Consider the following 23,955-nt stretch of genomic DNA (forward strand, 5'->3'; position numbering starts at 1 on the left):
GTCGCAGAACCAGATACCGGAGACCTCTTCAGTTATCGATCACCGCCACGCCGTGACTTCGATCAGACCCACCCAACTTTTGAAACACGCCTTAGGTGAGCACTGCGCTGTCGGGACGTGCGATGCTTGTCCGCTGATCGCGCCCACGTGGGCGCTATCGGACGATCACATCGCCGACCGACGGAGGTGGCGCCGCTGCGGCGATCCTCCCGAGAAGGCCACTACTTCCCGCCGGGCACCTGGTCCTTGACCTCGTCGTAGCCGACCTTGGTGGGTACCTCCGTCGGCGAGTAGATCACGCGAATCACACCCGTCGGAAACGCCTCCGTCGCCGTCATTCTCAGGTGGTACGGCGCCTCGCCGTCGTCGAACAGCCTGCGGCCCTTACGCGCCGCCACCGGGTGCACCAGCAGTCGCAGCTCATCGACCAGCCCCGCGGCGAGCAGCTGCTGCACCACGGAGATCGACCCGGGGATGAGGATGCCTCTGATGCCGGCATCGGCCTTGAGCGAGGTGACGGCATCGAGGAGATCGCCCTTGATCAGCTCGGAGTTGCGCCAGGAGAACTCCAGCGGCTGGCGCGAGACGACCACCTTGCGCACGTCCCCGAGTTGCTTGGCGAACGGCGCGTCGTCCCCGCCCGCCGCCTCGCGGTCGGGCCAGGCTCCGGCGAAGCTGTCGTAGGTCTCCCGGCCGATGAGCAGCACGTCAGCGGTGTCATAGTCCTCGCCGACGGCGCGGCCCATGTTCTCGTCGAAGTACGGGAAGTGCCAATCAGGGTCGATCTCGGCCACACCGTCGGCCGAGATGAACAGCGTGGAGATGACCTTTGCCATCGCGGTGATCCCTTCGAGTCAGGTGGTATCGGTAGGTAGACCAGCGCAGCATCCCAAACTCATCGGCCGGCCACAGACCCGAGGTGTTCCCGGTGGAGCGGGATGCTGCGCAACCAGCCGGATCAGCCGTCGAAACGTACCTGCGTTCGGCTCGACGGGCCGGTTGGCGGATGCCGGGGGAGCGGATCAGGAGCTGGGGGTGCGGTGAACCGAGGCAGCGCATCGGTTGCAGCAGCGGGGCCGGCACCGCGAGTTTCCCGCCCCACACGAGCGCGGGCCTGCGTGACAAGAGACCGCGCCAGTCGATCAGCTGCCGACGGTCTCGCGGCCCGAGACCGGGGAGCAGGCTGGGAGCAACCGGGTGCACTGAACGGCGTTGAACAGCGCCCAACGGCACCGATCGGCACTCAACTGCACCCACCATGACCTGCGGGTTTCCGTATCCGCAGGTCAGAGTCGGTGCGGCGTCCTGCTTCACACGGAGCGCTCAGCCGAATTGAGTAGCAGTCGACGGTGCTCTACGTCGCCTGGTATTAGAGTATCCGCAGGTCAGGGCGCTAAGGCGTCGCTGGAGGGCCTGGCCTTGCAGAACGTCGCGCCAGTCGCAGACTGCGCGTAGCTGAGGATCAACTGCTCCGCACCGGCGGTGTCGATGTCACTGTCCTCGAGCACCACGTAGAAGCCGTACCCGTCTTCGAGCGCCACCAGGTTGCGGGCGATCACGCGCGCGGCTGCGGTGAGCCGGAAGGCGCCGGTGGCCTCGCCCGTGGCGAGGATCGCGTGGTAGATGCCGACCTGCCGTTCGAAGTAGGCGTGGTTGAGCGCACCGAAGGTGCGGTTGCGGAACGCGGGGCCTTCGAACTCATAGAGCATCCGAACGAGTTCGTCGTCAGGACCGGTGGGCAGGCCGGCGCGGACCGCCGCGATGAGCTTCTCGCGAGGGTCTGCGGCGGCGTCAACGGCCGCCTCGCGGTCGCGGCAGAACCGTTCGATGGCGCGGTGGTGGGCTTCCAGCAGAAGAGTTTCCAGCTCGTCGTAGTAGTAGAGGACCGCGCCGGCGGTGAGGCCCGCCTCGTCGGCGACGTCACGTAGGCGTACCCCGGCCAGCCCGCGTTTGACCACAGCGCGTTGCGCGGCAGCGACGATCTGCCGACGGCGCTCTCCCTGATTCTTGGTCCTCGCCACGCGGTCATTCTTTCAGAAGTTGGCAAGGTCTGCACGGACCTCTTGACAGGCTAAAGCGGCGATTCTTTAATCCGAAGTTCAAAGAATGGCTCGATCCTCGGGAGAGCACCGTGAGCGCAACGCAAGCCCCGGCAGCGTCGTCGGGCGCACCAGACAAGGGACTCAAAGGCGGCGCTCTCGGGCTCGCCTCCAGCATCGTCATTGGCATCTCCGCGACCGCGCCTGCCTACACGGTCGCGGCCAGCGTCGGCTACATCGTGCTCGCCGTCGGGGCCCCCGCCCCGGCGATGCTCCTGCTCGCGTTCGTCCCGATGATGTGCGTGGCGGTCGCGTTCGCTCAGCTCAATCGCATCGACCCGGACTGCGGTACCACGTTCACCTGGGCCGCCCGTACGTTCGGTCCGCGCACGGGCTGGCTCGGTGGCTGGGTGATGACGGCCGCGTCCGTCGTCGCTATGGCCTACCTCGCCGGCATCGCCGGCTCGTACCTGCTGCTGCTCTTCGGCGCGGAGGGCCTCGCCGCCTCACAGACCTGGGTCACCGTGGTCGGCGTCGGCCTGATCTCGCTGATGACGCTGGTGTGCTGGCGAGGCATCGAGATCTCCGCCTGGGTTCAGCGCGTCTTGCTGGTCGTCGAACTGATCATGTTGGCCATCTTCACGGTGGTGGCGCTGGTGAAGGTAGCCACCGGTCATGCCCCCGCCGGGCACGCGACGCCATCGCTGAGCTGGTTCAATCCTTTCGGTGTGGGCTCGTTCGGCACGCTTGCGGCCGGCCTGCTCGTCGCGATTTTCGTGTACTGGGGATGGGACTCCGCGGTCAGCGTCAACGAGGAGACCGAAGCCCCCGATCGCAACCCCGGACGCGCCGCAGTCATCTCGATGGCCCTGCTCATCGGCATCTTCGTGCTCGCCACCGTGGCCGCCCAGGCCTACGCGGGCATCGGCGCGGACGGCATCGGCCTCGGCAACGAGGACACCGCAGCGGACCTGCTCGCCGTGGTCGGCGCCGCGGTGCTCGGCTCGGCCTGGGGCAAGCTGCTGATCCTCGCCGTGCTCAGCTCTGCGATCGCCGCGCTGCAGACCGGGATCCTGCCCACCGCCCGTACCGTGCTTTCGATGGCGACGGCGAGGGCGGTCCCGGCCGCGTTCGGACGGATGAACCGCCGCTTCCAGACACCATCCGTAGCGACCGCGGTCATCGGTGGCGCGACGATCCTGCTGTTCCTGGGTCTGAGCCTGCTCGGCAGTGGCAAGGCGGCGGCCGATGCGATCGCATCGATCGGCCTGCTCATCGCGTTCTACTACGCGCTGGTCGGCTACACCTGCGTGTGGCAGTTCCGCAGCGTGCTCACCCGCAGCCTGAACGACCTGCTGCTCAAGGGCATCCTGCCGCTGTTCGGCGCGGTGACCCTCACCGCTGTCTTCGTCAAGAGCGTGTGGGACATGCGCTCCCCGGACTACGGGGTCACCTCGATCGGCGGCGTGGGAGGCGTGCTGCTCATCGGTGGCGGCACCATCGTGCTCGGAGTGCTGGTGATGCTCGGCTACTCGCTGGCCAGGCCCGTCTTCTTCCGGGCAAAGCTTGCCTTTGCGACGACGGGCAACGAGTCGCCGGCCAATACCGGGCCGCTGACGGAAACCGAGCCGGCCGCACCGGCCGTCGCCGACGCTGCCTCCTAACAAAAGGCACCCAAACCTCCCCATTTGCTATGATCAAAGGAGTGGCATGCGTACCCTGGCGATAGCCGCCGTCCAGACCAAGCCCATCGCCGGCGACATTGACGCAACATGGGCGCGCTACGCCGATCAGATTCATGCCATCCGGGAGACATTCCCGCAGGTGCAGCTCGTGGTACATCCCGAGCTGCACCTGTCGGCGCCGGGACTGCTGCTGCAAGAGGACCCGTCGTACGCCGACCAGGTAGCCATAGAGCTGCCCGGCCCGCTGACCGACAAACTCGCCGAACTGGCCCGCCAGACCGGCCTATGGCTGGTGCCAGGCAGCGTGTACGAGCGCGGTGTGCACGGCGCGGTGCACAACACCGCCGTGGTGGTGGCGCCCGACGGGCGGCTCGCCGCCCAATACCGCAAGTGCTTCCCATGGCAGCCGTACGAGACGACCACACCGGGAACCGACCTCGTCGTGTTCGACATGGAGCTCAGCGACGGTCAGAACACCCGCATCGGCCTCGCGATCTGCTACGACGGGGCGTTCCCGGAAGTCTTCCGTCAGCTCGCGTGGTCCGGTGCGGAGGTGGTGCTGCAACCGACGCTCACCCCGACCCGCGATCGCGAGATGGAACTGGTGTTCGCCCGGGCCAACGCTGGCGTAAACCAGATATACGTGGTCGGCGTGAACGGCTCAGATCCGCACGCAACCGGCGAGTCGGTGATTGTCGACCCGGAAGGCAACGTCCGCCAGCAGGCCCGAGGCGGCGAGGAGATCCTCATGGACGTCTTGGACCTCGACGCCGTCACGCGCGTGCGCACCTTCGGCTCGTTCGGGCTTAACCGTCCATGGGAGCAGTTGGACAAGCACGGACCGAACCTCCAGCTGCCCATGTACGGCCACATCAACCCCCGGCCGACAGCCGCACCACCATCCACCGTCTAAACGACTCTTCTGTGGATGCCAGAAGATCGTCCGTTACCGCTGAGCTGGGACGTCGTGCATGCCGTCGACGGGCGCCGTTGCGTTGTGGGATCGGAAGACGCGTTAAGCCCGTGCCGGGTGGGCGGTCAGATCGCTTGGGCGAGCTCGGTGAACGCCGCGGCGACCCGCAGAGCGGGCGGGGTGTCGATGGCGAGTTCGTAGTGTCCGCGGCGCAGGTTCTGCATGAACGCGTTGCCAGCGATGATCACTTGTGCGGTCTTGTCCGTTCGTAGCCCGCGCATCGGTCTCAACCGGTGTTTGAGCTGGCTGTCATCAGCCTCGATCGGATTGTTGGCGTACTGCTCGACGTGGTGCCACGCGGACGGGATCAGCTCGTCGAGCACGCCGGGGTAGACCGGCGCTGCGTCGGTGAGCACTTCGCTGGGTGTCACCCTCAACGTCGACAACGCCCGTCGGAAAAACCGCCGGGCCGCGCCGACATCCCGGCGGGCCGAGACCAGCACGTCGATGACCTGCCCGTACTGGTCGACCGCCCCGTACACGTACCGCCACACTCCGTTGACCTTGACGTACGTCTCATCAACGAACCACCTGTCGCCTGGTGAGTGCCGGCAGAAGCGGGCGGCGTCGGCCAGCAGCGGCGTGAACCGCTGCACCCACCGGAACACGGTGACGTGGTCGACCTCCACGCCACGTTCGACCAGCAGCTCCTCCACATCGCGATGGGAGAGGTTGAACCGCAGATACCAGCGGACCGCGACGACGATCACCTCCGGCGGGAACCGGAACCCGGCGAACGCCGACTTCGGCGGCAGCCACGGGTCAGGCTGGCTCGATGACCTCACTGCCCAAGTCTGCCTCGATCTTGCAATCGCTCAACGCAACGGAGCCCCGCTGCGCGAACAGACGCCCACCACCTTCCGATCCAGGCCCGGCCACATTCACTCAGCTCAGCAGAATGATGCGGACCGGGCCGAGGTCGGCGAGAGCCGCCACCACGGCGGCGCCCACCGACCTTGGCCGGACACTCCGAGAACAGCCTCCGGCGGCCTGGTCACCGCTGCAGGGCCGGACTTCTTTCGTCCGTCGGCACCACCGGCGACGCGTCCCGCTTCGTGATGCTCAGGTAGACGACCAGTGCCAGGATCGTCGCCAGGAACAGGGCGCTGGTCACGACCGTGCCCAGACCGAGACCCCCGTCGTCCGGGGCTTGGGACAGGTAGTCGCCCAACGACGCGCCAAGCGGGCGGGTCAGGACGTAGGCGATCCAGAAGGCCGGGATCGCGCCCAGCCAGGACCGGGAGTACACGGCCGCGACCAGAGCGATCAGAGCGCCGAAGATGAGGCCGGACCGCCAATAGCCCAGATCCATGCTCTCCGCCAGCAGATCCCCCGCGGCCGTACCAAGGGCGAACGTGAACAGGATCGCCGCCCAGTAGAACCCCTCCCGCCGCGAGGTGACGATCGTGTGAATCGACAGGGTGCGCTCGCTGCGGTACCAGGCCCCGAACGTCGCCGCGAGCGCCACGGCGAACACGGCCGTGGTGACCTCCAACGGCACGCCGAGGTTGTCCACCAGGTTGTCGGTGATCAGCGTGCCCACGATGCTGATCAACACGACCGCCAGCCAGTAGACCCACGGAACGTACCGGTCGGCTCTGAACTGCACGACGAGCACGACGGCCAGCACCACGACCATCGCCACCGTCGTGCCGGTCAGGCCGAGGTGCAGATTGACGTTGAGGAAATCCGCCGCCGTCTCACCCACCGTGGTCGCCAGGACCTTGATGACCCAAAAGTAGAAGGTGACCTCAGGAACCTTGTTCAACATCTGCCGAACCCGCGGCACCGAGGCATACGCGTACTGATCGTCGATCTTCATCCCGGGAGACTCGCAGAACGGACCTGAAGCGTGGCTGAGAAACTCGCTACCTCACAAATGGGTCAATTGTGAATGGCGCGCCTGCTACGCGCTGGTGAGGGTAACCCGACCGAAGCCCACTGCTCTGCTGGAGCCTTGCCGTGACTCTTTATCAGCTTGCTCTCAGGTCGCACCGTCGATCATGTGAGCCACATTGCGTCGCGGGCGACCGACCGAGGAAGGTGGCTGCTGGCGGCCGTCCGTCGGAGCCGCACCGCGGCACCCTGGAGTAACCGGAAGGTGACGGAGTGGGCGTACGGTTCAGTGTGGTCATCCCCTGCTTCAACGAAGCCGACTACATCGCCGCGACAATCGCATCGCTACGAGCCCAACGCGTCGTGGGCGGCTGCGAAATCATCGTCGTGGACAACAACTGCACCGATGCCACAGCCGCGATAGCCCGGAACCTCGGGGCAACGGTGGTGATGGAGCACGAGCGCGGCGTCTGCGCGGCCCGACAGCGCGGCGCCCAGGCCAGTCGCGGCCAGATCATCGTCTCGGCGGACGCCGACACCACCTATCCCCCGGACTGGCTGGACAAGATCCACCGCGCGTTCGCCGCGGACAACCGGGTCGTGGGGGTGGTCGGCCCCTGCCGGTACAAGGACGGTCCGCACTGGGGACGGCTGTACGCCCGGCTGCTGTTCGGGCTCGTCGGCCTGGCCTACCGGCTGACCGGGCGGGTGTTCTACGTGACCGCGACGAACATTGCCATGCGCCGGGACCACTTTCCCGGCTACGACACGAAGCTGACGCAGGGTGGCGACGAGTTGGACCTGCTGCGCAGGCTACGCCGTCAGGGTCGCGTGGTGTATGACAGAAGCAATCCAAGCCACAGCTCCGGGCGACGGCTCACCCGCGGCCTGGTCTACAACATGTTCGTCACGCTGCTCGTGCACTATCTGCTGGCGTACCTGTTGAACCGGTTGTTCGGCCGCCGCGTCCTCGGATCCGCACCCGCCTTCCGCACCAGCCGCGCCGCGACGCGCCATTGGCGCATCATCGGCAGCGTCGCGGCCGCAGCGCTACTGGCGATTCCCTCCGCGGCGCCAGCCGGGCAGGTCTCCGACACCTATCACTCGTTACTGCGGCACATCAGGCTGAGCGCAGGCCAGGACGGGCACCGATGAGGTGGCTTGCCGGCGGGCTGCTCCTCGTCGCCATCGTCGTCGCCGGCTACTGGACATTCCTGTCTCCCTACTGCCAACTGTTCGGCCGTTACCCGTACCGGGGACCCTCGACGAAGCGGGTCGTCGCACTGACCTTCGATGACGGCCCTAACGAGCCGTACACCTCCCAGATCCTCGACTACCTCGACAGCCGGCACATCCGCGCCACGTTCTTCCAGGTAGGCAGCTGCGTGGAGCGGCACCCCGCCACGACCAGACGGATGGTTACCGCCGGTCACGTCATTGGTAACCACTCGCTGACCCACAGCTTCAGCAGCTACCTTCGTCCCGGCCGCTACAAAAGGGAGGTCCACCGGACGCAGGAGGTCCTTCGCCGGTACGTCGGCCGCGCACCCGCGCTGGCCCGCTCTCCGTGGCTGTGGCGGCATCCCCCGCTGCTGCGGATGCTGCGAGCAGCGGCATTGCAGCCGGTGTCCGGCGTGTTCTGCCACGCCCTCGAGGTACTGCAGATCGACGCGGCGGCGATCGCCCGCGAAGCGATCGCGAAGACACGGCCCGGCACCATCCTGATCTTCCACGACGGATTCGATGCCCGAGGCGGCAACCGCAGCCAGACTGTCGAGGCGGTCAAGCTGACCACCGAGGCGTTACTGGCCAGCGGCTTTCATTTCGTCACCGTCGATGAACTGCTCGACGTGCCCGCCTACCAGCCCGACGTGGGCCATTGACGGGACCGCTCAGTCACGGATCGTCGCCGCATCGGACGCCTGGGCGGCGTGCCGCCGGGACCGGAGCAGTTGGATGCCGATCGGTACCACGGAGATCACCACGATGCCGATCAGGATGAACTCGATGTTGGACTTGACGAAGGCGATCTGGCCGAGGAAGTAGCCCAGCACGGTGACGCCGATGCCCCAGAGCGCCCCGCCGAGCACGTTGTAGATCAGGAACGTCCGGTAGTGCATCCGGCTGACCCCGGCGATGATCGGGGTGAACGTCCGCACGATCGGCACGAACCGGGCCAGCACGATCGACCGGGCCCCGTACCTGGCGAAGAAGTCGTTGGCCCGTTGCACGTTCTCCTGCTTGAACAGCCGTGAGTTGGGCCGGCGGAACAGGCTCGGGCCGACCCGCTTGCCGAACAGGTAGCCCACCTGGTCCCCGGCGATCGCGGCGACGGCCACCAGCAGGCAGACCAGCCACAGCGGCTGGTGCAGGTAGCGGCCGTCGGCGACGAGCAGCCCGGCGGTGAACAGCAGCGAGTCACCGGGGAGGAAGAAACCGATCAGCAGGCCGGACTCGGCGAAGACGATGGCGAGGATACCGATCAACCCGAAAGTGGAGATCAACCAGTCCGGATTGAGGAAACCGGGACCCACCGCCGGCAGGGCCAGAGACGTCGACACGAGGGGACCTCCGAATAGGTGCGGCGGAAAGCCTGCGGGGAGCGGGCGGACGAGGAATGCGGTCACCGGCTGCCGACAGCGGTGCCCGACCCGCGACGGTGGCTCCACCGGTCGAACGCGCGCCGGCCGAACGCGGTGATCAGCACGGCTACCACGCCGATAACCGCGCCGGCGACGATGTCGGCCGGATAATGCACACCTGTCCACACCCGGGCGAATCCGATGACGGTGGCCTGTGGGGTTCCAAAACCTTGTCACGTGCGCTGAGCTGGGTCTCTTATGCGGCTCGTTCGTACTCGTAGATCAGCCCGCTGAGAACCGGCCGGCGTTTGACCCGCTCGTGAGCAAGGTCGACGGCAGGACGGTCGGAGCGTGGAGGCTGCAACTGCAGCGCCCGATGCGGACGCCGCCCGTTGTAGTGGCGGGCGTATCGATCGAGTGTTCGCCGTAGGTGCCGTTCACCGACGATGAGCACGCGGTCGGTGACCTCGCGGCGCACGGTGCGGATGAACCGTTCGGCGTAGGCGTTGGCTCGCGGGCTGCGCGGCGGGATCTTGCGCACCGTGATGCCGGCGTTGGCCAGTACGGCGCCGTAGGCGGTGGTGAAGCGTCCGGCCCTGTCCCGGATCAGCACCTTGAACTGGTCGGCCCGGTCGCCGAGGTCCATCAGCAGGTTGCGGGCCTGCTGTACGGTCCACGGCCCATCCGGGTTGGCGGTGACGCCGAGGATGTGCACGTACCGGCTGCCGACTTCCATTACGAAGAACACGTACAGGCGTTGGAGGGTGAGGGTGCAGTCCACATGGAAGAGGTCGCATGCGAGGATGGTCGACGCCTGCGTGCGGAGGAACCGGCGCCAGGTGGTGTGGTCCCGACGTAGCGGCGCTGGCGGTATGCCCAGACGCTTGAGGATCCGGCGGATCGTGGAGGCGCCGATTCGGTGCCCGAGGCCAAGCAGTTCGCCCTGGATGCGCTGGTATCCCCAGCCGGGATGGTCCCGGGCCATCTGCTCAACCAGGCCGGCCACGATCGGGTCGACCGGTGGGCGCCCGGCTCGGTTCGGGTAGGTCCAGTGGTGGGCTACCAGGCGACGATGCCAGCGCAGGACGGTGGCCGGAGTGACAAGCCGCTGCACCTTTAACGCTCGGGGCAGAAGTCTGATCAAGGCGGCGAGCACGGCGCGATCCGGCCAGTCCAGTCGTGGCTTTGGGTTCCGCCGGCGCAGGACCGCGTTCTCGTGACGTAAGACGAGGATCTCCACGTCCTTGGCCGTCTTGGTTCGGCTGAGGAGGTCCAGCCACGAGGTGACGCGGCAAAGCACGAGGTAGATCAGGCGCAATGACACGAAGCCCGATCATGCCCCAGGCGCATCGCCAGCACCACGTGCGGCCAGGCCATTGAGGGTGACGGGATTATGGAACCCCACAGGCCCCGCCGTCCAGCCGTCGGACCCACGCAGAACTCGTTGCCTTCGGGGTCGTGGATAGTAACCGCGTAATGATCCATGCCTGGATCTGCCAGCACGCGGACCACGGTTGCGCCGAGCCCAGTCAACCGCTCGACCTCGGTGTCGACCTGCTCCCGACGCGTCTGGAGTGCCGCCGTCCGGTCAGCGATCTTGATATCCAGATGCAGCCGATTTTTGACAACCTTGGCCTCGGGGACCGGCTGGAACCAGATCCGCGGCCCGACCCCGTCAGGGTCGACGATGGAGTCGGGGCGTTCACCTTCGTCGCCGGTATCGGGCCGGCCCTGACCTTCGCTCGTGCCCGGTCATGAGCGACCGCGCGCGGACCGCCGCGTGATGCGGTCCGGGGCAGGGCCACCCTGCCTCTCGCCCCGGCTCAGGCCCACGGCGGCGGCTCATATACCGCGCGGGCCGGGGCGCAGTCAGTAACGGCAACGGACTCGCAATGCGTAGGCCGTGGGTTTCATTCCGTTGGGCCGCTCTATAGGAAGGCCCACGTCACGGGCTTGATCGCCGACCGTGACCCGGGCCTTCTTCATACCGTCGAACGCCAGCCGATCTCAGGGCCCGGTGGCGCTCGCCACCCCGCTCTCGTCGACGGCGAACTGCCCGCGCGGGGCGCCGTTGAAGGTCCCACTCTTGATCCACTCGATCAGCGCCGCCCTGACGGTGGAATGGGGACCCGCCCAGGGAGCACCGGGGGTGCCGCCGTAGGGGGTGCCCGAGGTGGGGGTGCAGCGGTGCCCAGAGCAGCCCTCCCACACAAAGGTGTGGCTTCCGCACGCAACCGTTACCAGCACCTTGTTCGTCATCGGGGCGGCGTTGTAGATGGCTGTCGCGTTCGCCGGCGGCGTCAGACCGTCTTCAGCACCGTGGATGACGAGCGTGGGTGGGGTCAGCTGTGCTGCGACTTCGGTGTTCCAGCCGTAGCTGGAGAAAACCGGACTGCGGGCGAGGCCGGTCGGGTGGCCGGGGATGGTCCCTCCCCACTGGGCGCCCACAGGGTCCTCCTCCAGGACCTGCGCCGCCACCTGCTCCCGACTGCCCGGGACCACACGGCCGGTGCACGCCGCCTCGCGGTCGGGCGGCAGGTTCCCGGGTCCGCCACCGACGAAGACGTGCAGCGGGAAGGTAGCGAAGCCGCCCGGCGGCGGCGTCTCCTCGGTCGGGAAACCGAAGAGCGACGCCGCGAACACGACACGGTTGACCTTGGCGATGTACTGGTCGCTGTGGGGAAGGAGCGGGTTCGGGTTGGCCGCGTACAGCGTCCGGCCGACGAACTGCCCACCAGCCGAGTAGCCCACCAGGGTTACCTTGCCGTCCGACGGCTGCGCCTGCGCGATGGCGTCGTTGATGACCTGACGGATGTCGCGCACGAAGGTGTCGACACGGGCGAACCGGACGTTGCTCGAGTGGGCCCGCCGCTGTCCGCCGAGCGGATTGGTGAACAGCGTCGGATCCTGCATCGGCCCCTGCTGATCGAGGGGGAAGAGCCCGAGATGCGTGCGGTCGCACCCCTCGTGGTAGGAGCAGGTGCCGTCCGTATTGTAGGCGGGCAGGCTTGCGTTGCCCGGATCGTTCAGGCCGTGGGCGAAGCGCGTCGAGCGGCCGTAGCCGAGCAGGTTGGGGGCGAAGGTGTCGATTCCTGCCCGGGCGAGCGCCTTCTGAATGCTGAGCTCGCCGCCTTCGGGGGCGGGCTGTCGGAGGTCGAACACGGCCGGGCCGTACACGGTGCGGCCGTGGATCAGCACCGCGGCCCGGTTGGGCACCGAGTGGCACTTGCCGTGGGCGTAGACGGGCTGGACGCGGTGCACCTGCAGTTCGGCCGGGAGCCCGTCGAACTGTGGGTCGGGCATCAGCCCGGCGGGGACGGTGAAGGGCAGGAAGTGATCGCTGACCTGCACACCGGTCGGCACCTTGTCGCAGCCGGCGGCCGCAGCCGCGCCGCTGACACCGGCCATCGGTGAGGACCATGGTGCGGAGAGCGGCTGAGAGAATGCGGCAGTCAGCGCAGTTACTGCGACAATCGTGAATGCCGCCCCTCTGAGTCTTCGCTTTGTCTTGGACATGGGGGTCTCCTTACATAGGTGCGGCTACGCGCCGTTCGCGTAGTCGTGAAACCTGGCCACGCCTGCCTAATTGCGAGGGCGGGGCGCGGGCGCGGGCAGGATGAAAAGGGCCGCGACGGCGGCCAGCATGCGGAATCTCAACCTCGGGACGTTCCTGAGACGCGGAATATGCGTTGGATAAGGAACGGTGCCGCTTCCGCAAATCGGGTCGCGATGCGCGCCGAGCGGCATCTGGTGTCACTGCCCTCCGCCGGCTGTGGATCCCACGGAAGGATGCGTCGACAAGAACAGCGAAGCATGTTGACATGTTCGTTTGTCAACGATCGTGTCGCTACTGCTCGGGGTCGTTTCCCGGGGCCCGCCTAGTTCTGTCGACTCTGAACGCGTCACTGATGGTGCTCGCCTCGCGATGCGAAGTCAACGCATGAACTTTCCATCAACTGGCTGATAGGGTGACAGCGGCCAAGTGCTACATCCGTGGCGAAAATAAGAAGGCCCTGACTTTTATAGCCTTCTCCAGTTTCTGACCCCCATGGGCCAAAAAAGCCGAAATAGCCTGCCAAAGCTCCATGGTCATGTGAGCTTGCCAGCTCACTCGGAGATCTTGCCACACAAACCGTCCAAGTGTCCATATTGAAGGCTCCGCCTGCCGAACGTTGGGCAAGAGGACCAGGCGGTGGACCAGCGCCGGGGGAGCGACTCGCAATTGCGGCAGATCCGATGCATTTCGTTGTGCGTGATCTGCGCCCGGGGCCCACTCCCGCTGCCCGACGATGGCGGGGAAGGGACGGATATGAGTGGCGCTCGCGGTCTGGACGGATGGGGCTGGAGGGGGTGAGTCCGGGCTGGCGGTGGGAGACGTCGCCAGGTGGGCTGGTGCTAAGCCGGCCTGTCGCGCCGGTCGACGCGGTGCCCGAGGGCCCGGACTTGACCTATGAGCCGAAGTGGGACGGGTGGCGGGCGCTGGCCTTCTGGGGAGCCTCGGACGTCTACTTGCAGTCGCGCGCCAGCAGACATCACGCGGGCGGTGCGTGCCCTCGTACCGCCCGGTGCGGTGCTCGACGGGGAACTGGTGGTCTGGGAGCGGGGGCGGACGAACTTCGCCCTGCTGCAACGGCGAGTCACCGCAGGCCGACACCTGCTGCGCCAAGCTCGTGAGCACCCGGCGTACTACGTCACCTTCGACCTTCTCGTCGACGCTGGCGGAGAGCCCGTGCTTGACGCGCCCCTGGTCGAGCGTCGTGCCCGGCTGGTGCGGCTGTGCGCCGGCGCCCCGCCGCAGCTGGCGCTCACCCCGCAGAGTGTCGACGTCGCTGAGGTCAGCGAATGGCTGACCACCTGGACCGCGGCCGGTGTGGAAGGTGTCGTGATCAAACGCCTCGACAGCCGGCATGAGCCCGGCAGGCGAGGATGGGCGAAGTTCCGGGCCCGTGCCACCACGGAGGCCATCATCGGCGGCGTCACCGGCAGCATCCGCAACCCCGAGACTGCGCTGCTCGGCCGATTCGACCGGCGTGGTCGGCTGCGATACACCGGCCGCACGCACCCCCTCGCGACGCCGCAGCGCCAGGAGCTGGCAAGTCTGCTGTCCCCGCCACGCCCGACCGAGCGCCGTGTTGCCATCCACCCCTGGCCCGATCCGCTGCCCGCCACATGGTCCGGCCATTTCGAGCGGCCCGAGCCACTGCGCTACGCCCAAGTCGAGCCGACCGTAGTGGCCGAGATTGAGGTGGACACGGCCTACGAGCACCACCGGTGGCGTCACCGCGTCCGGTACGCACGGCCCAGACCGGACCTGTCGGTGTACGACGTGCCGCTGATCCTCGACGAGGGCCAAGATCCCTTCTCCGACTACGTGCGAATCGCCTGACTGAGCTCACCCGATTCGCAGTCGGGAAGGGCGCCTGCTCGACCCGCAGGTGTCAGAGCAGATCCGGCAGCGGATGACGAGGTGCCTGCCGCAGCGGCACGGCCACCAGTCCCGCACCGGCGTGGTCGCCGAGCCGCCGGCGTGGCCGTGCCCGTTGTGCCATTGCTGCGGCTCCTCGCCGTCGAGCTCGCGGACATGCCGGTACGGGAAGGCGACCACGTGCGGGTCGGCGCGGGCCCGGTCGACCAGGCGGCGCAGATCGGCGGGGCGGCGACCAGCCGTTCAAAGACAGGTACCTGTCGGCCATGAGCGAGCTGACCGCCCAACTCCCAGTCGGTACAGGGCGCGGAGACCGTCGGCCGACCCAGCCGCGGCTACGACGCCGGCAAGAAGGTCAACGGCCGCAAACGCCACATCGCCGTCGACACCTGCGGCCTGCTCCTCGCTGTCCTGATCACCGGCGCCAAAGTGCAGGACCGTGACGGCGCCCGGCCGCTGCTGTGGGCGCTACGCGCGTGCTTTCCCACGATCCGGCTGATCTGGGCCGATAGCGGCTACGCCGGAAAACTCGTCGACTGGTCCACCGCCCACCGTGCGGATCGTCGCGAAACTCGCCGGGCAGGCCACCTTCGTCGTGCTGCACCGCCGCTGGTGCGTCGAACGCAATTTTTCCTGGATCAACCGGTGCCGACGCACCGTGCGCGACTACGAACGGCTACCCGACCACCACGCCGCGATGGTCCAGTGGGCCATGGTCATCGTCATGCCCCGCCGCCTCGCCCGCCGTCAAAACACCCGAAACCCTTATTTATCAGGCTCTTAGGTTGCGACCGGGCAACCAGACAACCAGGTAACTAGACAACCTGGTTCCTTGGTCATAAGGTCACTCTTGGGTGGCAAAAATCACCCGTTCCGACTTGAACATCGGGGCTCTTCGCTCCACTGGCGCCCTCCCGTATCCCCGCTCGAGCCCGCCGAATCGATTGAGGTAAGGCATGACTGAGTCGACCGACACCGCTACCCCCCCGCTGTGGGGTCCGATGACCTCGCTGGTACTGCAGAACTCGCCGGCTTCCGGCCCGCGCTTGCGCGACTTCCCCGCGTTTGTCCGCGCATTTGCCGAGGTCAAGCTCGCTGCGGTGCGTGCGAACCGGGAGCTCGGTGTTCTGGACGAGGTGCGTGCGGGGGCGATCGCAGAGGCAGCGAGCGAAGTCGCTCGCGGCGACCACATAGCTCAATTCCCCGTGCGGGTCGTCGCCACCGGTGGGGGCACCGCGACCAATATGAACGTCAACGAAGTGTTGGCTTCGCGGGCGACCCAGCTCCTCTCGGACGACACGGATCTCACGATTCACCCCAACGATCATGTGAACCGGTCCCAGTCTTCGAACGACACCTACCCGACCGCCACGAAGGTGCTTCTGGTACGACAGGCATACGAGGTGGCGTCGGCCCTGCGGGAACTTGCGCGCAGCTTCATCCGGCAGGCGGAGCGGAACGCCGGAGTGGAGCGGATGGGGCGCACCTCCTGGCAGGACGCCGTCGTCGTCTCGGTGTCGGCGGCCCACCAGTCGCACGCTGCGGCGGCAGAGCGATTCGCGGACCAGTTCGAGGCTGCCGCACAGACACTGTTGGAAGTTCCGCTCGGCGGGACCGTGCTCGGGACCGGGGTTGGAGCTCCGGACGGATTCACTCCCTCAGCTGTCGGGCATCTGGCCGACATCACGGGTCTGCCGCTGCGGCAGTGCACAAACCGTATCGATGCCTTTGTGCATGCTGACGGCTACTCCGCGCTGGCAGACACTGCGGCCCGTTGCGCCAGCATCCTGTTCAAGCAATGCGAGGACCTCCGCATCCTCAGCTCGGGCCCGAACGGGGGGCTGTCGGAGCTGACGCTGCCGAAGCTCCAGCCCGGATCGTCGATCATGCCGGGCAAGGTCAATCCGGCCGTGCCCACCATGGTGATCCAGGCCACCTTCTCGATCCGCGCGGCAGCTACGGGTGTGGGCATGGCCGTCGCCGCAGGCGAGCCTGACATCGGCGGGCACTTTCCCGCGATCGTTGCTGGCCTCTCCCCGGCGCTCACGGAGCTGGCTTCTGTGGTGTCCGTCCTCACCGCCAAGTGCATCGACGGTCTCCGCTGGAACCAGGCCCGGCTCGCCCTACTCGCCGCACGTCCCTTCGATGCCGCGATCGCGCGGGCAGAGAAGGACGGATACGACGCGGTCTCCGGCCGCCCGGCCCACGCGTACCCGACGGCACAGAAGGAATAGCAATGATCACAAGCAGCAGCACTGGAGCCGGCACAGGAGCACTCGGCACAGCCGCGAACGGGCGGTATGCAGACATTGTCTGCCATGCAGAGCCCGACCAGCGCCGACGCGACCGCCAAGTGCGGGCTGGGGCAATGTGGCAGGGCACTAGGATTGGTCACTGATGCGACCGGCGCCGAAATTGAAGCGGACGAGCCTGGTGGACCAGGCCGTCGAGCAACTGCGCAATGAAATCATCGACGGGTCGCTGCCCCCCGGCACGCCACTGCCCGAAGTGCAGGTCAGTGAATCGCTGGGCATCGCCAGGCCGACCGTCCGCGAGGTACTGCTGCAGCTGCAGAACGAGGGCCTGGTCCAACGGCAGGGCCGCGGGCTGGCGCTCGCGGTCACCCGCGTCACCCGCGAGCAGATGGTCGACATCTACACCGCGCGGCTTCACCTCGAGATGGCTGGCGCACGATCGTTCGCCACCGCCGCCCCGGCTGACCGCGAGGAGCTGGATCGAAGCCTTGAAGCGCTGGAAGCCGCGGTCGCATCGTCCGACCGGCTTACACAGGTCCGGCTCGAGGATCGTTGCCACACTGCAGCTGTCGGCCTGACCGGCTCTCGACGCTTGGTCGCTGCGCACAGACAGCTGTTGATGGAGGCTCGACTGGCCGTCATTACAGCGGGCCTTGCCGATCACGAGATCGTCATGGCCAACCATCACAAGTTCATCGACCTGCTTCGGTCAGGGCAGGCAGAAGCCGCGTGCCAGCAGCTCGAGGAACGGCTGAGTGCCGCCCGTGAGCGGCTCATGAAGAACCTCCCTGAATGATCAACCGGGCCGCCATACTGCGCGGCCCACCGGTTGACCCCTGAGAGCGCAGCACCGCCACCACCCACATGGCTGGTAGCGCGTCTCACCACCATTTCCCGGCCCCGGTTCCCTTTCTGGGGCCGGGAACTCAACCAGCGATCCGTCCAGCCTGGCCATTCTGCCGGCGACGGTGCCGTCACTGTCTCGAATATCCCTCACGGAATCTTCTCGGATGACAGAGATGCGAACTATCAACCTTCTTCCCAAGAGCGGGACTATCCCGTTTCGAGTGCTCGGCGCCGCCGAGCACCTATGGAACCGATCCCCCCGTCCTAGTTTCACTCTGGAGGTATGGCCGACATGAAGAAGTTCCTCTGTGCGGCGCTCGTGCTCGGACTCTCGGCGTCACTGGCTGCTTGTACGTCGACCAGTCCGGACGCCAGTTCGGGAGGTGGGGATGTACTCGTCGTCGCGGGATTCGGCGCCGAGTATGAGACTCTCTTCCAGGAGCACATCGCGAAGCCCTTCACGAAGAAGACCGGCATCCAGGTCAAGTACAGGGCTTCCGGGTCGGGGGCGGAAATGTACGCCGCCATCCGCGCAGCCAACGGCGAACCAGGTTTCGACCTCGCCGTGATGACCTACCTCGAGCTGGATCAGGGGCAGCGGGACAAGCTACTCGCCCCGGTGACAGCGAAGCAGGTGCCGAACATGGCGCACGTGCCGAACAAGCTGCTGGATCACACCCACGGCGTCGGTGCAATCCAGGACGTCCAGCAGGTTTCGCTGATGTACAGCCGTAAGGCCTTCCCGAAGCCGCCCACGAGCTGGGACGTGATGTGGGACCCGAAGTACCGCAACGGCACGCTGGTCTTCAACCCTAAGAACATTCTCGGTGTCTACGGCTTGCTCAATCTGGCCGACATGGGTGGTGGGGGAGTCACCAACATGGGTCCCGGGTTCAAGCGGAACGAGGAACTGGCCAAGCACGCCCTCGCCACCCCCAACACCTCGGCCGAGGCAGTGCCGTTCATGGCGAAGGAAACCGCAACAGCCTTCCCCTACTTCGACGGCCGCGCCGCTATCTACGCCAAGACCAACAACTACGACTTCACCATTCCACGTGAAGGCACCTACGCGCATCTGGGCTCTCTCGGTATCCCGGTCGGCGCCGAACACAAGGACGCGGCCTACAAGTTCATCGACTACTGGCTCTCCAACGAGGTGCAGGAGCGTTGGGCACGCGCCTACAACGTCGGGCCCGCGGTCACCGGCCTGACCTTCCCCGCGGACTTCGCGGCCAAGCACATCACGACGCCGGCGAGACTCGACGAGGTCAAGATTGCCGACGCGGCAACGGTCAACAAGCACCGCACCGAATGGCAGCAGCAGTGGCAGGAGACCGTGCGATGACAGCCACCATGATGGGCTCGCCCCCACGTGCGCCGGTGCGACAGGGGGCCCGCCTCCCGTGGCTCACCTTGCCTGCGACGCTCTGGGTGCTGGCGATCTTCGCCATCCCCACCATGATTCTCCTCGCCAGCAGCGTGATGACCTACAACGGCGCCAAGGTCACGGGTCCGGTCACCACCGAGCACTACACCGATCTGTTCGGTGACAGCTACTTCCGGTCGGTGCTCTGGGACACCGTCTGGACGTCAGTGGTGGTGGGCCTTGTGTGTACAGCCGCGGGGCTGCTGGTCTCGCACTTCCTTGTTCGATCCCGCTCGCGGCTGCGCACGCTCGTCCTGCTCATCGTCGTATCGCCCCTGGTTTCCAGTGTCGTGGTGCGTACCTACGGCTGGCTGGTGCTGCTGCAAGACGATGGGCTGCTCAACAAGATGCTCCTCTGGACGGGGGTGTCCGACTCACCCACCGCGTTCATCGGCTCCTGGTCCGCGGTCATCGTCGGACTCGTGCACGTGCTCCTCCCGTTCGCGGTGTTCACAGCGATGTCGAGCGTCCAGGGCGTCGACCCCGCACTGGAACGCGCGTCCCGAGATCTGGGTGCAGGGCCAGTCCGCACGTTCTTCCAGATCACGCTGCCGCTCATCAGGCCCGGTCTGATCTCCGGCTTCATGCTCACCTTCGCGATCAGCCTCGGTTCGTTCGCCGCCGCCGCTGTGCTCGGCGGCGGGCGGGTGCAGACACTCGCGACCCTGGTACGCGACCGCATGGTGGTCAGCCTCGAATGGGGCCAGGCCGCAGCCGTCGCGGTGATCATCCTGGTGGTGAGCGCCGCCACGGTGTCCGCGCTGCTCTGGGCCGGCAACCGGTCACGAAAGGGGATGTGACGATGATGCGCTTCCATCCGTGGATCATGCTGCGAACCCTGCTGCTCGTGCTCGTGCTGGCCTTCGTGGCCGTGCCGATGATCGTCGTCGTCTGGACCTCCATCCAGCCCGACACCTACCCCTCCTTCCCGCCGAGCGGCCTCTCCATGCGGTGGTGGGACACCGCGCTCACCCAGGAATGGCTGCTGCCCATGGCCCTGTCCGCCCAAGTCGCACTGGGTTCAGCGGTGTGCGCACTGGTGATGGGAACGGCCGCCGCCTACGCTCTGTCACGCGGCATGGGTCGAGGCCGCGCCGCGCTGGAGGGCTTCCTCGCCGCCCCCCTGCTGCTCCCGGAGATCGTGATCAGCCTCGGCGTGGTCCAGCTGATCTCCATGCTCAGCGCGCGCGGACTCATCGGACCCACCCTGCTCGTGGTGACGCACACGCTGATCGGCATCCCGTTCGTGCTGCGCACCGTGGGAGTCAGCTTGCTCGGGGTCAACACGCTGTGGGAGCGCGCCGCCCGCGACCTCGGCGCCTCGCCCCTGCGGGCATTCGCCACAGTCACACTGCCGCTCATGCGGTCCGGCATGTTCGCGGGCGCACTGTTCGCCTTCATCATGTCGTTCAACAACGTCGAGCTGTCCCTGTTCCTCACCACTCGCGACTCGAACACGCTACCCATCCAGCTCCTGCATTACATGGAGTACGAGCACTCGCCCACCCTCGCCTGCGTCGCCGTCACCAGCGTCCTTGGCATCTGCGCCATCGCCGGCGCGGCATCCCGATTCACCCATCTGACCGAGTTCATCCACGGAGGTACCAAGTGACCGCACGTGTAAGCGTCTTCGAGCGCCCGGCCACGCAAAGAGGTACCGGTGGCTACGGGGTCACCCTGCGCAGCATCCGCAAGGAATTCGGTTCGTCCGTGGCAGTTGAGAATCTCGACCTCGACGTGCGTCCCGGTGAGTTCCTCACCCTGCTCGGGCCGTCGGGCTGCGGGAAGACCACGACGCTGAACATGATCGCGGGATTCCTGACGCCGGACGGCGGGCAGATCCTGCTCGACGGGCAGGACGTGCACCAGCTGCCACCGGACCGGCGCGATACCGCCATGGTCTTCCAGCAGTACGCCCTCTTCCCACACCTCACCGTCGGCCAGAACGTCGGCTACGGGCTGCGGATGCGCAAACGTCCGAAGGAAGAGATCCGCCAGCGCGTCGCGGAGGCGCTCGAACGTGTCGGACTCGCCGGGCACGAGGACCGTCTGCCCAGCCAGCTCTCCGGCGGACAGCAGCAACGCGTGGCCCTGGCCCGGGCCATCGTGGTGCAGCCGAAGGTCCTGTTGTTCGACGAGCCACTGTCCAACCTCGACCTGAAGCTTCGCGAGCAGCTCCGCCTGGAGATCAGGCATCTGCAGCGGGAACTCGGCACCACCTCGATCTTCGTGACACACGACCAGACCGAAGCACTGGTGATGAGCGACCGCATCGCGGTCATGCGAGCCGGCCGGATCGACCAGCTCGACACACCCGAGAAGATCTACCGGGAACCAGCGAACGCATTCGTCGCCGGATTCGTCGGTCAGTCCAACCTGATCTCCGGCGTGTGCATGGAAGCCGGAGCAGACCGATGCACCGTCCAGTTGCCGACGTCGGACTTCGTGTACGCGCGGCATACCGGCACGGTCACCAAGGGGGACGATGTCCGCGTTCTGCTCAGGCCGGAGGCGCTTCGCCTCGGCGGAGAAAGTGCTGCAACATCGCTCACTGGCCAGGTGGTCGAGGTCGTCAACGAAGGCAGCATCGCCACCGTTGTCGTTGACATCGCCCAAGACATCCGGCTTCGGGTCACCGTGTCCGATCCGGCCGCGATGAGCCTGCCCGTGCCGGGCGAACTGACCACCGTTTCCATTCCGCCGGGTGCAGCTCGAGCCCTGCCCACCGACTGAAAATGCAGCGGGTTGCGCACCGGCGCGAGTCACACTCGGTCCGGACAGCTCTACTCAAGCAGCGGTGACTGGGACAAAACCGGCACGCTTCCGTCGTCGCCAGCCTCGCTGGCTCCTCTCGGTCCCAATCACCGCTTCTCGAGCAAGAAGAAGCCCCAGCCTCTGTCCCCGGACGGCTGGGCCTTCGCCCCGCGCAAGCACCACCCCACCCTTCCTTGGGACTGCCCCCGGTTCGGTTGACTCCTGACCTGTGAGGTTGTGGTCCTCGCTGGAAGGATCCTGGTCGGCGTGGAGAACGAAGTGCCTTACCGGGATGCCGTGGTGGGCGAGGCCCGCGCTGATCTCGCGCCAGTACTGCTCCACTGGGACAGTCATGGGCATGACCAGGGTGCCGCCTGTGTAGTCGAGCACGCGGCGGGCGGTCTCGAGACGAGTTGCCGCCACGGCGGCCAGTGCTGGAAGTTGTCCGTGGCGTTAGCCCCGGTGTGACGTCCATGAGTGTCTCGCCGATCTTCTCGGCGTCGAACACTCGGGAGTCCGGGATCAGTTGCTGCACGAGCACGCTGGTCGTCGTCTTGCCTGCGCCGTGGGTGCCGTTAACTTACGATCATGGGATCCATTCAACGCGTCCGCACAATCCGACGGGTCCGTGCCCGTTCTGGAGCGATACACGCCTTCGCTACTCGGTCTGCTGGCCATCGCGGTCTGGGCGCCAATCGGCGAAGAGCTGGGCAAGCCTCGTCTTGGTCTGGTCGGTGAGGACCTTGGTGACGTCGTCTCCGAGCGGCTGCAGGGCGTGTTGGCGTACCGCAGGGTGCTGCGCCGGCGCGGGGCAGATGAACACCGCAAGGATCCGCAGTGCGCGTAGGGCTTCTTCGTTCGAGATGAGGTCGAGCAGTGGGACGCCCCAGATGCCGCGGCTTGGAACGCGTGCCACACCTTGTCGACGATCAGGCCGACGACGGCTTCGGTGACGTGCGGGCGCTCGGCTTGTGTGGCCGAGCCCAGGACGAGGCGTTTGACCTTGTCGGGGATGCTGTCGAATCCCTGTCGGGTCACCTCGATCGCTCGAACCAGCCCGACAAGGAGGTCGCACCAGCCGTGGTTGGTGAGTTCACGTTTGACGCTGCTGGGGTCTGCGGTAGCGCGGTGCAGTTCCGTGGTGATCTCCCGCCAGGCCCCGCGTGTCATCACCTCGGCGAAGGCGGTCACCTGCTGGACGGGCGACGGATATGGGTAGCCGAACTCCGATCCCTTTGGAGGTGGGACAGCGAGCCAGTCGGCGATGTCGACGCGAGCAAGGTCGGTGCTGATCTCCTGGTTGTGGCGACTCTGCTCGAGGCGTCGTGGGTAGTGCCTTGTCCAGACCAGCCCGCTCTCGAAGCGCTCACGTTCCCTCTGGCGGAACTGGTGATCGTGGCTCACCTGGTCCAGCCAGCCCTGAACGCCGTGCTGCGAGCCGCCGCACTCATTGCAGCGGCAGCGATGCTGCCGGGCCGCCTCGCTACGAGGGTTATGCCTGCCGTTGTCCATGCCGCGGCCACCTCGCTCATCCGGTCTACCCGGTAGGGACCCTCGAACGGTCGCTAACTCCATGGATTCATGTGGATACCCTACGTGGATGAGCATCTGATGCCAACGCCTTCAGTGATTGATGGGAATGCACCACCGGAGAGCTTGTCCTCCGTCGGGTCTCCGCGTACGGTCGGCGCTACAGCTGGCTTCCGCCAAATTGGCGAATCTGCTGCTATGCGCGTGTTGTTGCGGGGCCCGAAGAACCGGCCAGTGATGCCGAAGGGCTGAGAACCCGCCCGTGGCGCGCTCCCGCACATTTCTTCCGTTGCCTGGCCGCTGCCGCCTCACCACAACCGGACCCGGTGGTGTGCCGGCATGCCCATGCCCAGCAAGGAGCGCCCTCATGTCCTCGTACGTATTCCGCTCTGGCGCTGAACCGCCGGCATCGACGCGATGGCTTGCCCACCAGTTCCCGCACCGGGGATGGCTCATCGCCGACCTGCGCCGCCGCATTGACCGCGCCCCTACCTGCATCAGCGCCTACGCGCCTGATACGAAAATCGGGCGGTCGTGGTGATCAGGTCAGGCTGTTTGTGTGCGTTGGACCGTGACTTGGTAGCCGAGTTGGTGGAGTTGGTCG

The 23,955-nt window shown here is 66.6% G+C and carries 22 protein-coding genes and 1 pseudogene; 13 read left to right on the top strand and 10 right to left on the bottom strand.

All coding sequences use genetic code 11. From position 1 onward, the window contains the following. Nucleotides 1–221 precede the first annotated feature (221 nt). Nucleotides 222–836 carry a dihydrofolate reductase family protein gene (locus ACFYOS_RS34670; protein ID WP_387150999.1) on the bottom strand — a complete coding sequence of 205 codons (615 nt, stop codon included), beginning with the start codon at nucleotides 834–836 and terminating at the stop codon, nucleotides 222–224. A gap of 549 nt (nucleotides 837–1,385) precedes the next feature. Beyond that, nucleotides 1,386–2,021: a TetR/AcrR family transcriptional regulator gene (locus ACFYOS_RS34675; RefSeq protein WP_387151002.1), complete on the bottom strand. Its 636-nt coding sequence runs from the start codon at nucleotides 2,019–2,021 to the stop codon at nucleotides 1,386–1,388. Between the two features lie 110 nt (nucleotides 2,022–2,131). On the opposite strand from ACFYOS_RS34675, the gene ACFYOS_RS34680 reads away from it, so the two are divergent. Further along, entirely contained in the window at nucleotides 2,132–3,703 is a 1,572-nt protein-coding gene (locus ACFYOS_RS34680) for an APC family permease (protein WP_387151005.1), read from the top strand. Between the two features lie 46 nt (nucleotides 3,704–3,749). Continuing rightward, nucleotides 3,750–4,637: a carbon-nitrogen hydrolase family protein gene (locus tag ACFYOS_RS34685; protein WP_387151008.1), complete on the top strand. Its 888-nt coding sequence runs from the start codon at nucleotides 3,750–3,752 to the stop codon at nucleotides 4,635–4,637. Between the two features lie 125 nt (nucleotides 4,638–4,762). Here ACFYOS_RS34685 and ACFYOS_RS34690 read toward each other — a convergent pair whose 3' ends face one another. Next, nucleotides 4,763–5,452 carry an IS6 family transposase gene (locus tag ACFYOS_RS34690; protein WP_387151054.1) on the bottom strand — a complete coding sequence of 230 codons (690 nt, stop codon included), beginning with the start codon at nucleotides 5,450–5,452 and terminating at the stop codon, nucleotides 4,763–4,765. Between the two features lie 239 nt (nucleotides 5,453–5,691). Then, nucleotides 5,692–6,519 carry a hypothetical protein gene (locus ACFYOS_RS34695; RefSeq protein ID WP_387151011.1) on the bottom strand — a complete coding sequence of 276 codons (828 nt, stop codon included), beginning with the start codon at nucleotides 6,517–6,519 and terminating at the stop codon, nucleotides 5,692–5,694. A 287-nt stretch (nucleotides 6,520–6,806) separates the two neighbouring features. On the opposite strand from ACFYOS_RS34695, the gene ACFYOS_RS34700 reads away from it, so the two are divergent. Continuing rightward, entirely contained in the window at nucleotides 6,807–7,688 is an 882-nt protein-coding gene (locus ACFYOS_RS34700; protein ID WP_387151014.1) for a glycosyltransferase family 2 protein, read from the top strand. After that, nucleotides 7,685–8,416, top strand: coding sequence for a polysaccharide deacetylase family protein (locus tag ACFYOS_RS34705; protein WP_387151017.1), 732 nt, complete (start codon nucleotides 7,685–7,687; stop codon nucleotides 8,414–8,416). Before ACFYOS_RS34700 ends, ACFYOS_RS34705 begins: the two co-directional genes overlap by 4 nt. A gap of 9 nt (nucleotides 8,417–8,425) precedes the next feature. Here the strand turns inward: ACFYOS_RS34705 and ACFYOS_RS34710 are convergent, their stop codons facing one another. The 5 genes from ACFYOS_RS34710 to ACFYOS_RS34730 form a co-directional block, all read right to left on the bottom strand. After that, nucleotides 8,426–9,094: a DedA family protein gene (locus ACFYOS_RS34710; protein WP_387151020.1), complete on the bottom strand. Its 669-nt coding sequence runs from the start codon at nucleotides 9,092–9,094 to the stop codon at nucleotides 8,426–8,428. A 62-nt stretch (nucleotides 9,095–9,156) separates the two neighbouring features. Next, a complete protein-coding gene (locus ACFYOS_RS34715; protein WP_387151057.1) occupies nucleotides 9,157–9,318 on the bottom strand; it encodes a phosphatase PAP2 family protein in 162 nt (53 codons plus the stop codon). Nucleotides 9,319–9,371: 53 nt separating this feature from the next. Further along, nucleotides 9,372–10,439: an integrase core domain-containing protein gene (locus ACFYOS_RS34720; RefSeq protein ID WP_387151022.1), complete on the bottom strand. Its 1,068-nt coding sequence runs from the start codon at nucleotides 10,437–10,439 to the stop codon at nucleotides 9,372–9,374. Further along, complete coding sequence (locus ACFYOS_RS34725; RefSeq protein WP_387151060.1) at nucleotides 10,424–10,804, bottom strand: VOC family protein; 381 nt, start codon at nucleotides 10,802–10,804, stop codon at nucleotides 10,424–10,426. The genes ACFYOS_RS34720 and ACFYOS_RS34725 overlap by 16 nt, the downstream gene beginning before the upstream one ends. 318 nt (nucleotides 10,805–11,122) lie before the next feature. Beyond that, entirely contained in the window at nucleotides 11,123–12,523 is a 1,401-nt protein-coding gene (locus ACFYOS_RS34730) for an alpha/beta fold hydrolase (RefSeq protein WP_387151025.1), read from the bottom strand. 1,135 nt (nucleotides 12,524–13,658) lie between these two features. On the opposite strand from ACFYOS_RS34730, the gene ACFYOS_RS34735 reads away from it, so the two are divergent. The 9 genes and pseudogenes from ACFYOS_RS34735 to ACFYOS_RS34775 all read left to right on the top strand — a co-directional run bounded on the left by ACFYOS_RS34735 (nucleotide 13,659) and on the right by ACFYOS_RS34775 (nucleotide 22,289). Beyond that, on the top strand, nucleotides 13,659–14,501 hold the full coding sequence (locus tag ACFYOS_RS34735) for an ATP-dependent DNA ligase (RefSeq protein ID WP_387151028.1): 843 nt from the start codon (nucleotides 13,659–13,661) through the stop codon (nucleotides 14,499–14,501). Nucleotides 14,502–14,891: 390 nt separating this feature from the next. Then, a pseudogene (locus tag ACFYOS_RS34740) lies at nucleotides 14,892–15,324 on the top strand (transposase); the annotation flags it as partial. Nucleotides 15,325–15,496: 172 nt separating this feature from the next. Continuing rightward, nucleotides 15,497–16,774 (top strand): lyase family protein, encoded by a 1,278-nt coding sequence (locus ACFYOS_RS34745; RefSeq protein WP_387151031.1) that lies wholly within the window; start codon nucleotides 15,497–15,499, stop codon nucleotides 16,772–16,774. A 163-nt stretch (nucleotides 16,775–16,937) separates the two neighbouring features. Continuing rightward, on the top strand, nucleotides 16,938–17,591 hold the full coding sequence (locus tag ACFYOS_RS34750; RefSeq protein ID WP_387151034.1) for a GntR family transcriptional regulator: 654 nt from the start codon (nucleotides 16,938–16,940) through the stop codon (nucleotides 17,589–17,591). Between the two features lie 333 nt (nucleotides 17,592–17,924). Beyond that, nucleotides 17,925–18,986, top strand: a complete 1,062-nt coding sequence (locus ACFYOS_RS34755; protein ID WP_387151036.1) for an extracellular solute-binding protein — start codon at nucleotides 17,925–17,927, stop codon at nucleotides 18,984–18,986. Next, complete coding sequence (locus tag ACFYOS_RS34760; protein WP_387151039.1) at nucleotides 18,983–19,867, top strand: ABC transporter permease; 885 nt, start codon at nucleotides 18,983–18,985, stop codon at nucleotides 19,865–19,867. The genes ACFYOS_RS34755 and ACFYOS_RS34760 overlap by 4 nt, the downstream gene beginning before the upstream one ends. Before the next feature lie 2 nt (nucleotides 19,868–19,869). Then, a complete protein-coding gene (locus ACFYOS_RS34765; RefSeq protein ID WP_387151043.1) occupies nucleotides 19,870–20,679 on the top strand; it encodes an ABC transporter permease in 810 nt (269 codons plus the stop codon). Continuing rightward, on the top strand, nucleotides 20,676–21,800 hold the full coding sequence (locus ACFYOS_RS34770) for an ABC transporter ATP-binding protein (protein ID WP_387151045.1): 1,125 nt from the start codon (nucleotides 20,676–20,678) through the stop codon (nucleotides 21,798–21,800). Before ACFYOS_RS34765 ends, ACFYOS_RS34770 begins: the two co-directional genes overlap by 4 nt. A 288-nt stretch (nucleotides 21,801–22,088) precedes the next feature. After that, nucleotides 22,089–22,289 carry a hypothetical protein gene (locus ACFYOS_RS34775; RefSeq protein ID WP_387151048.1) on the top strand — a complete coding sequence of 67 codons (201 nt, stop codon included), beginning with the start codon at nucleotides 22,089–22,091 and terminating at the stop codon, nucleotides 22,287–22,289. 54 nt (nucleotides 22,290–22,343) lie between these two features. On the opposite strand, the gene ACFYOS_RS34780 is transcribed toward ACFYOS_RS34775, so the two are convergent. Then, nucleotides 22,344–23,333 (bottom strand): hypothetical protein, encoded by a 990-nt coding sequence (locus ACFYOS_RS34780; protein ID WP_387151051.1) that lies wholly within the window; start codon nucleotides 23,331–23,333, stop codon nucleotides 22,344–22,346. Between the last annotated feature and the right edge of the window lie 622 nt (nucleotides 23,334–23,955).

The sequence above is a fragment of the Micromonospora sp. NPDC005806 genome (assembly GCF_042871425.1).
Lineage (GTDB): Bacteria > Actinomycetota > Actinomycetes > Mycobacteriales > Micromonosporaceae > Micromonospora.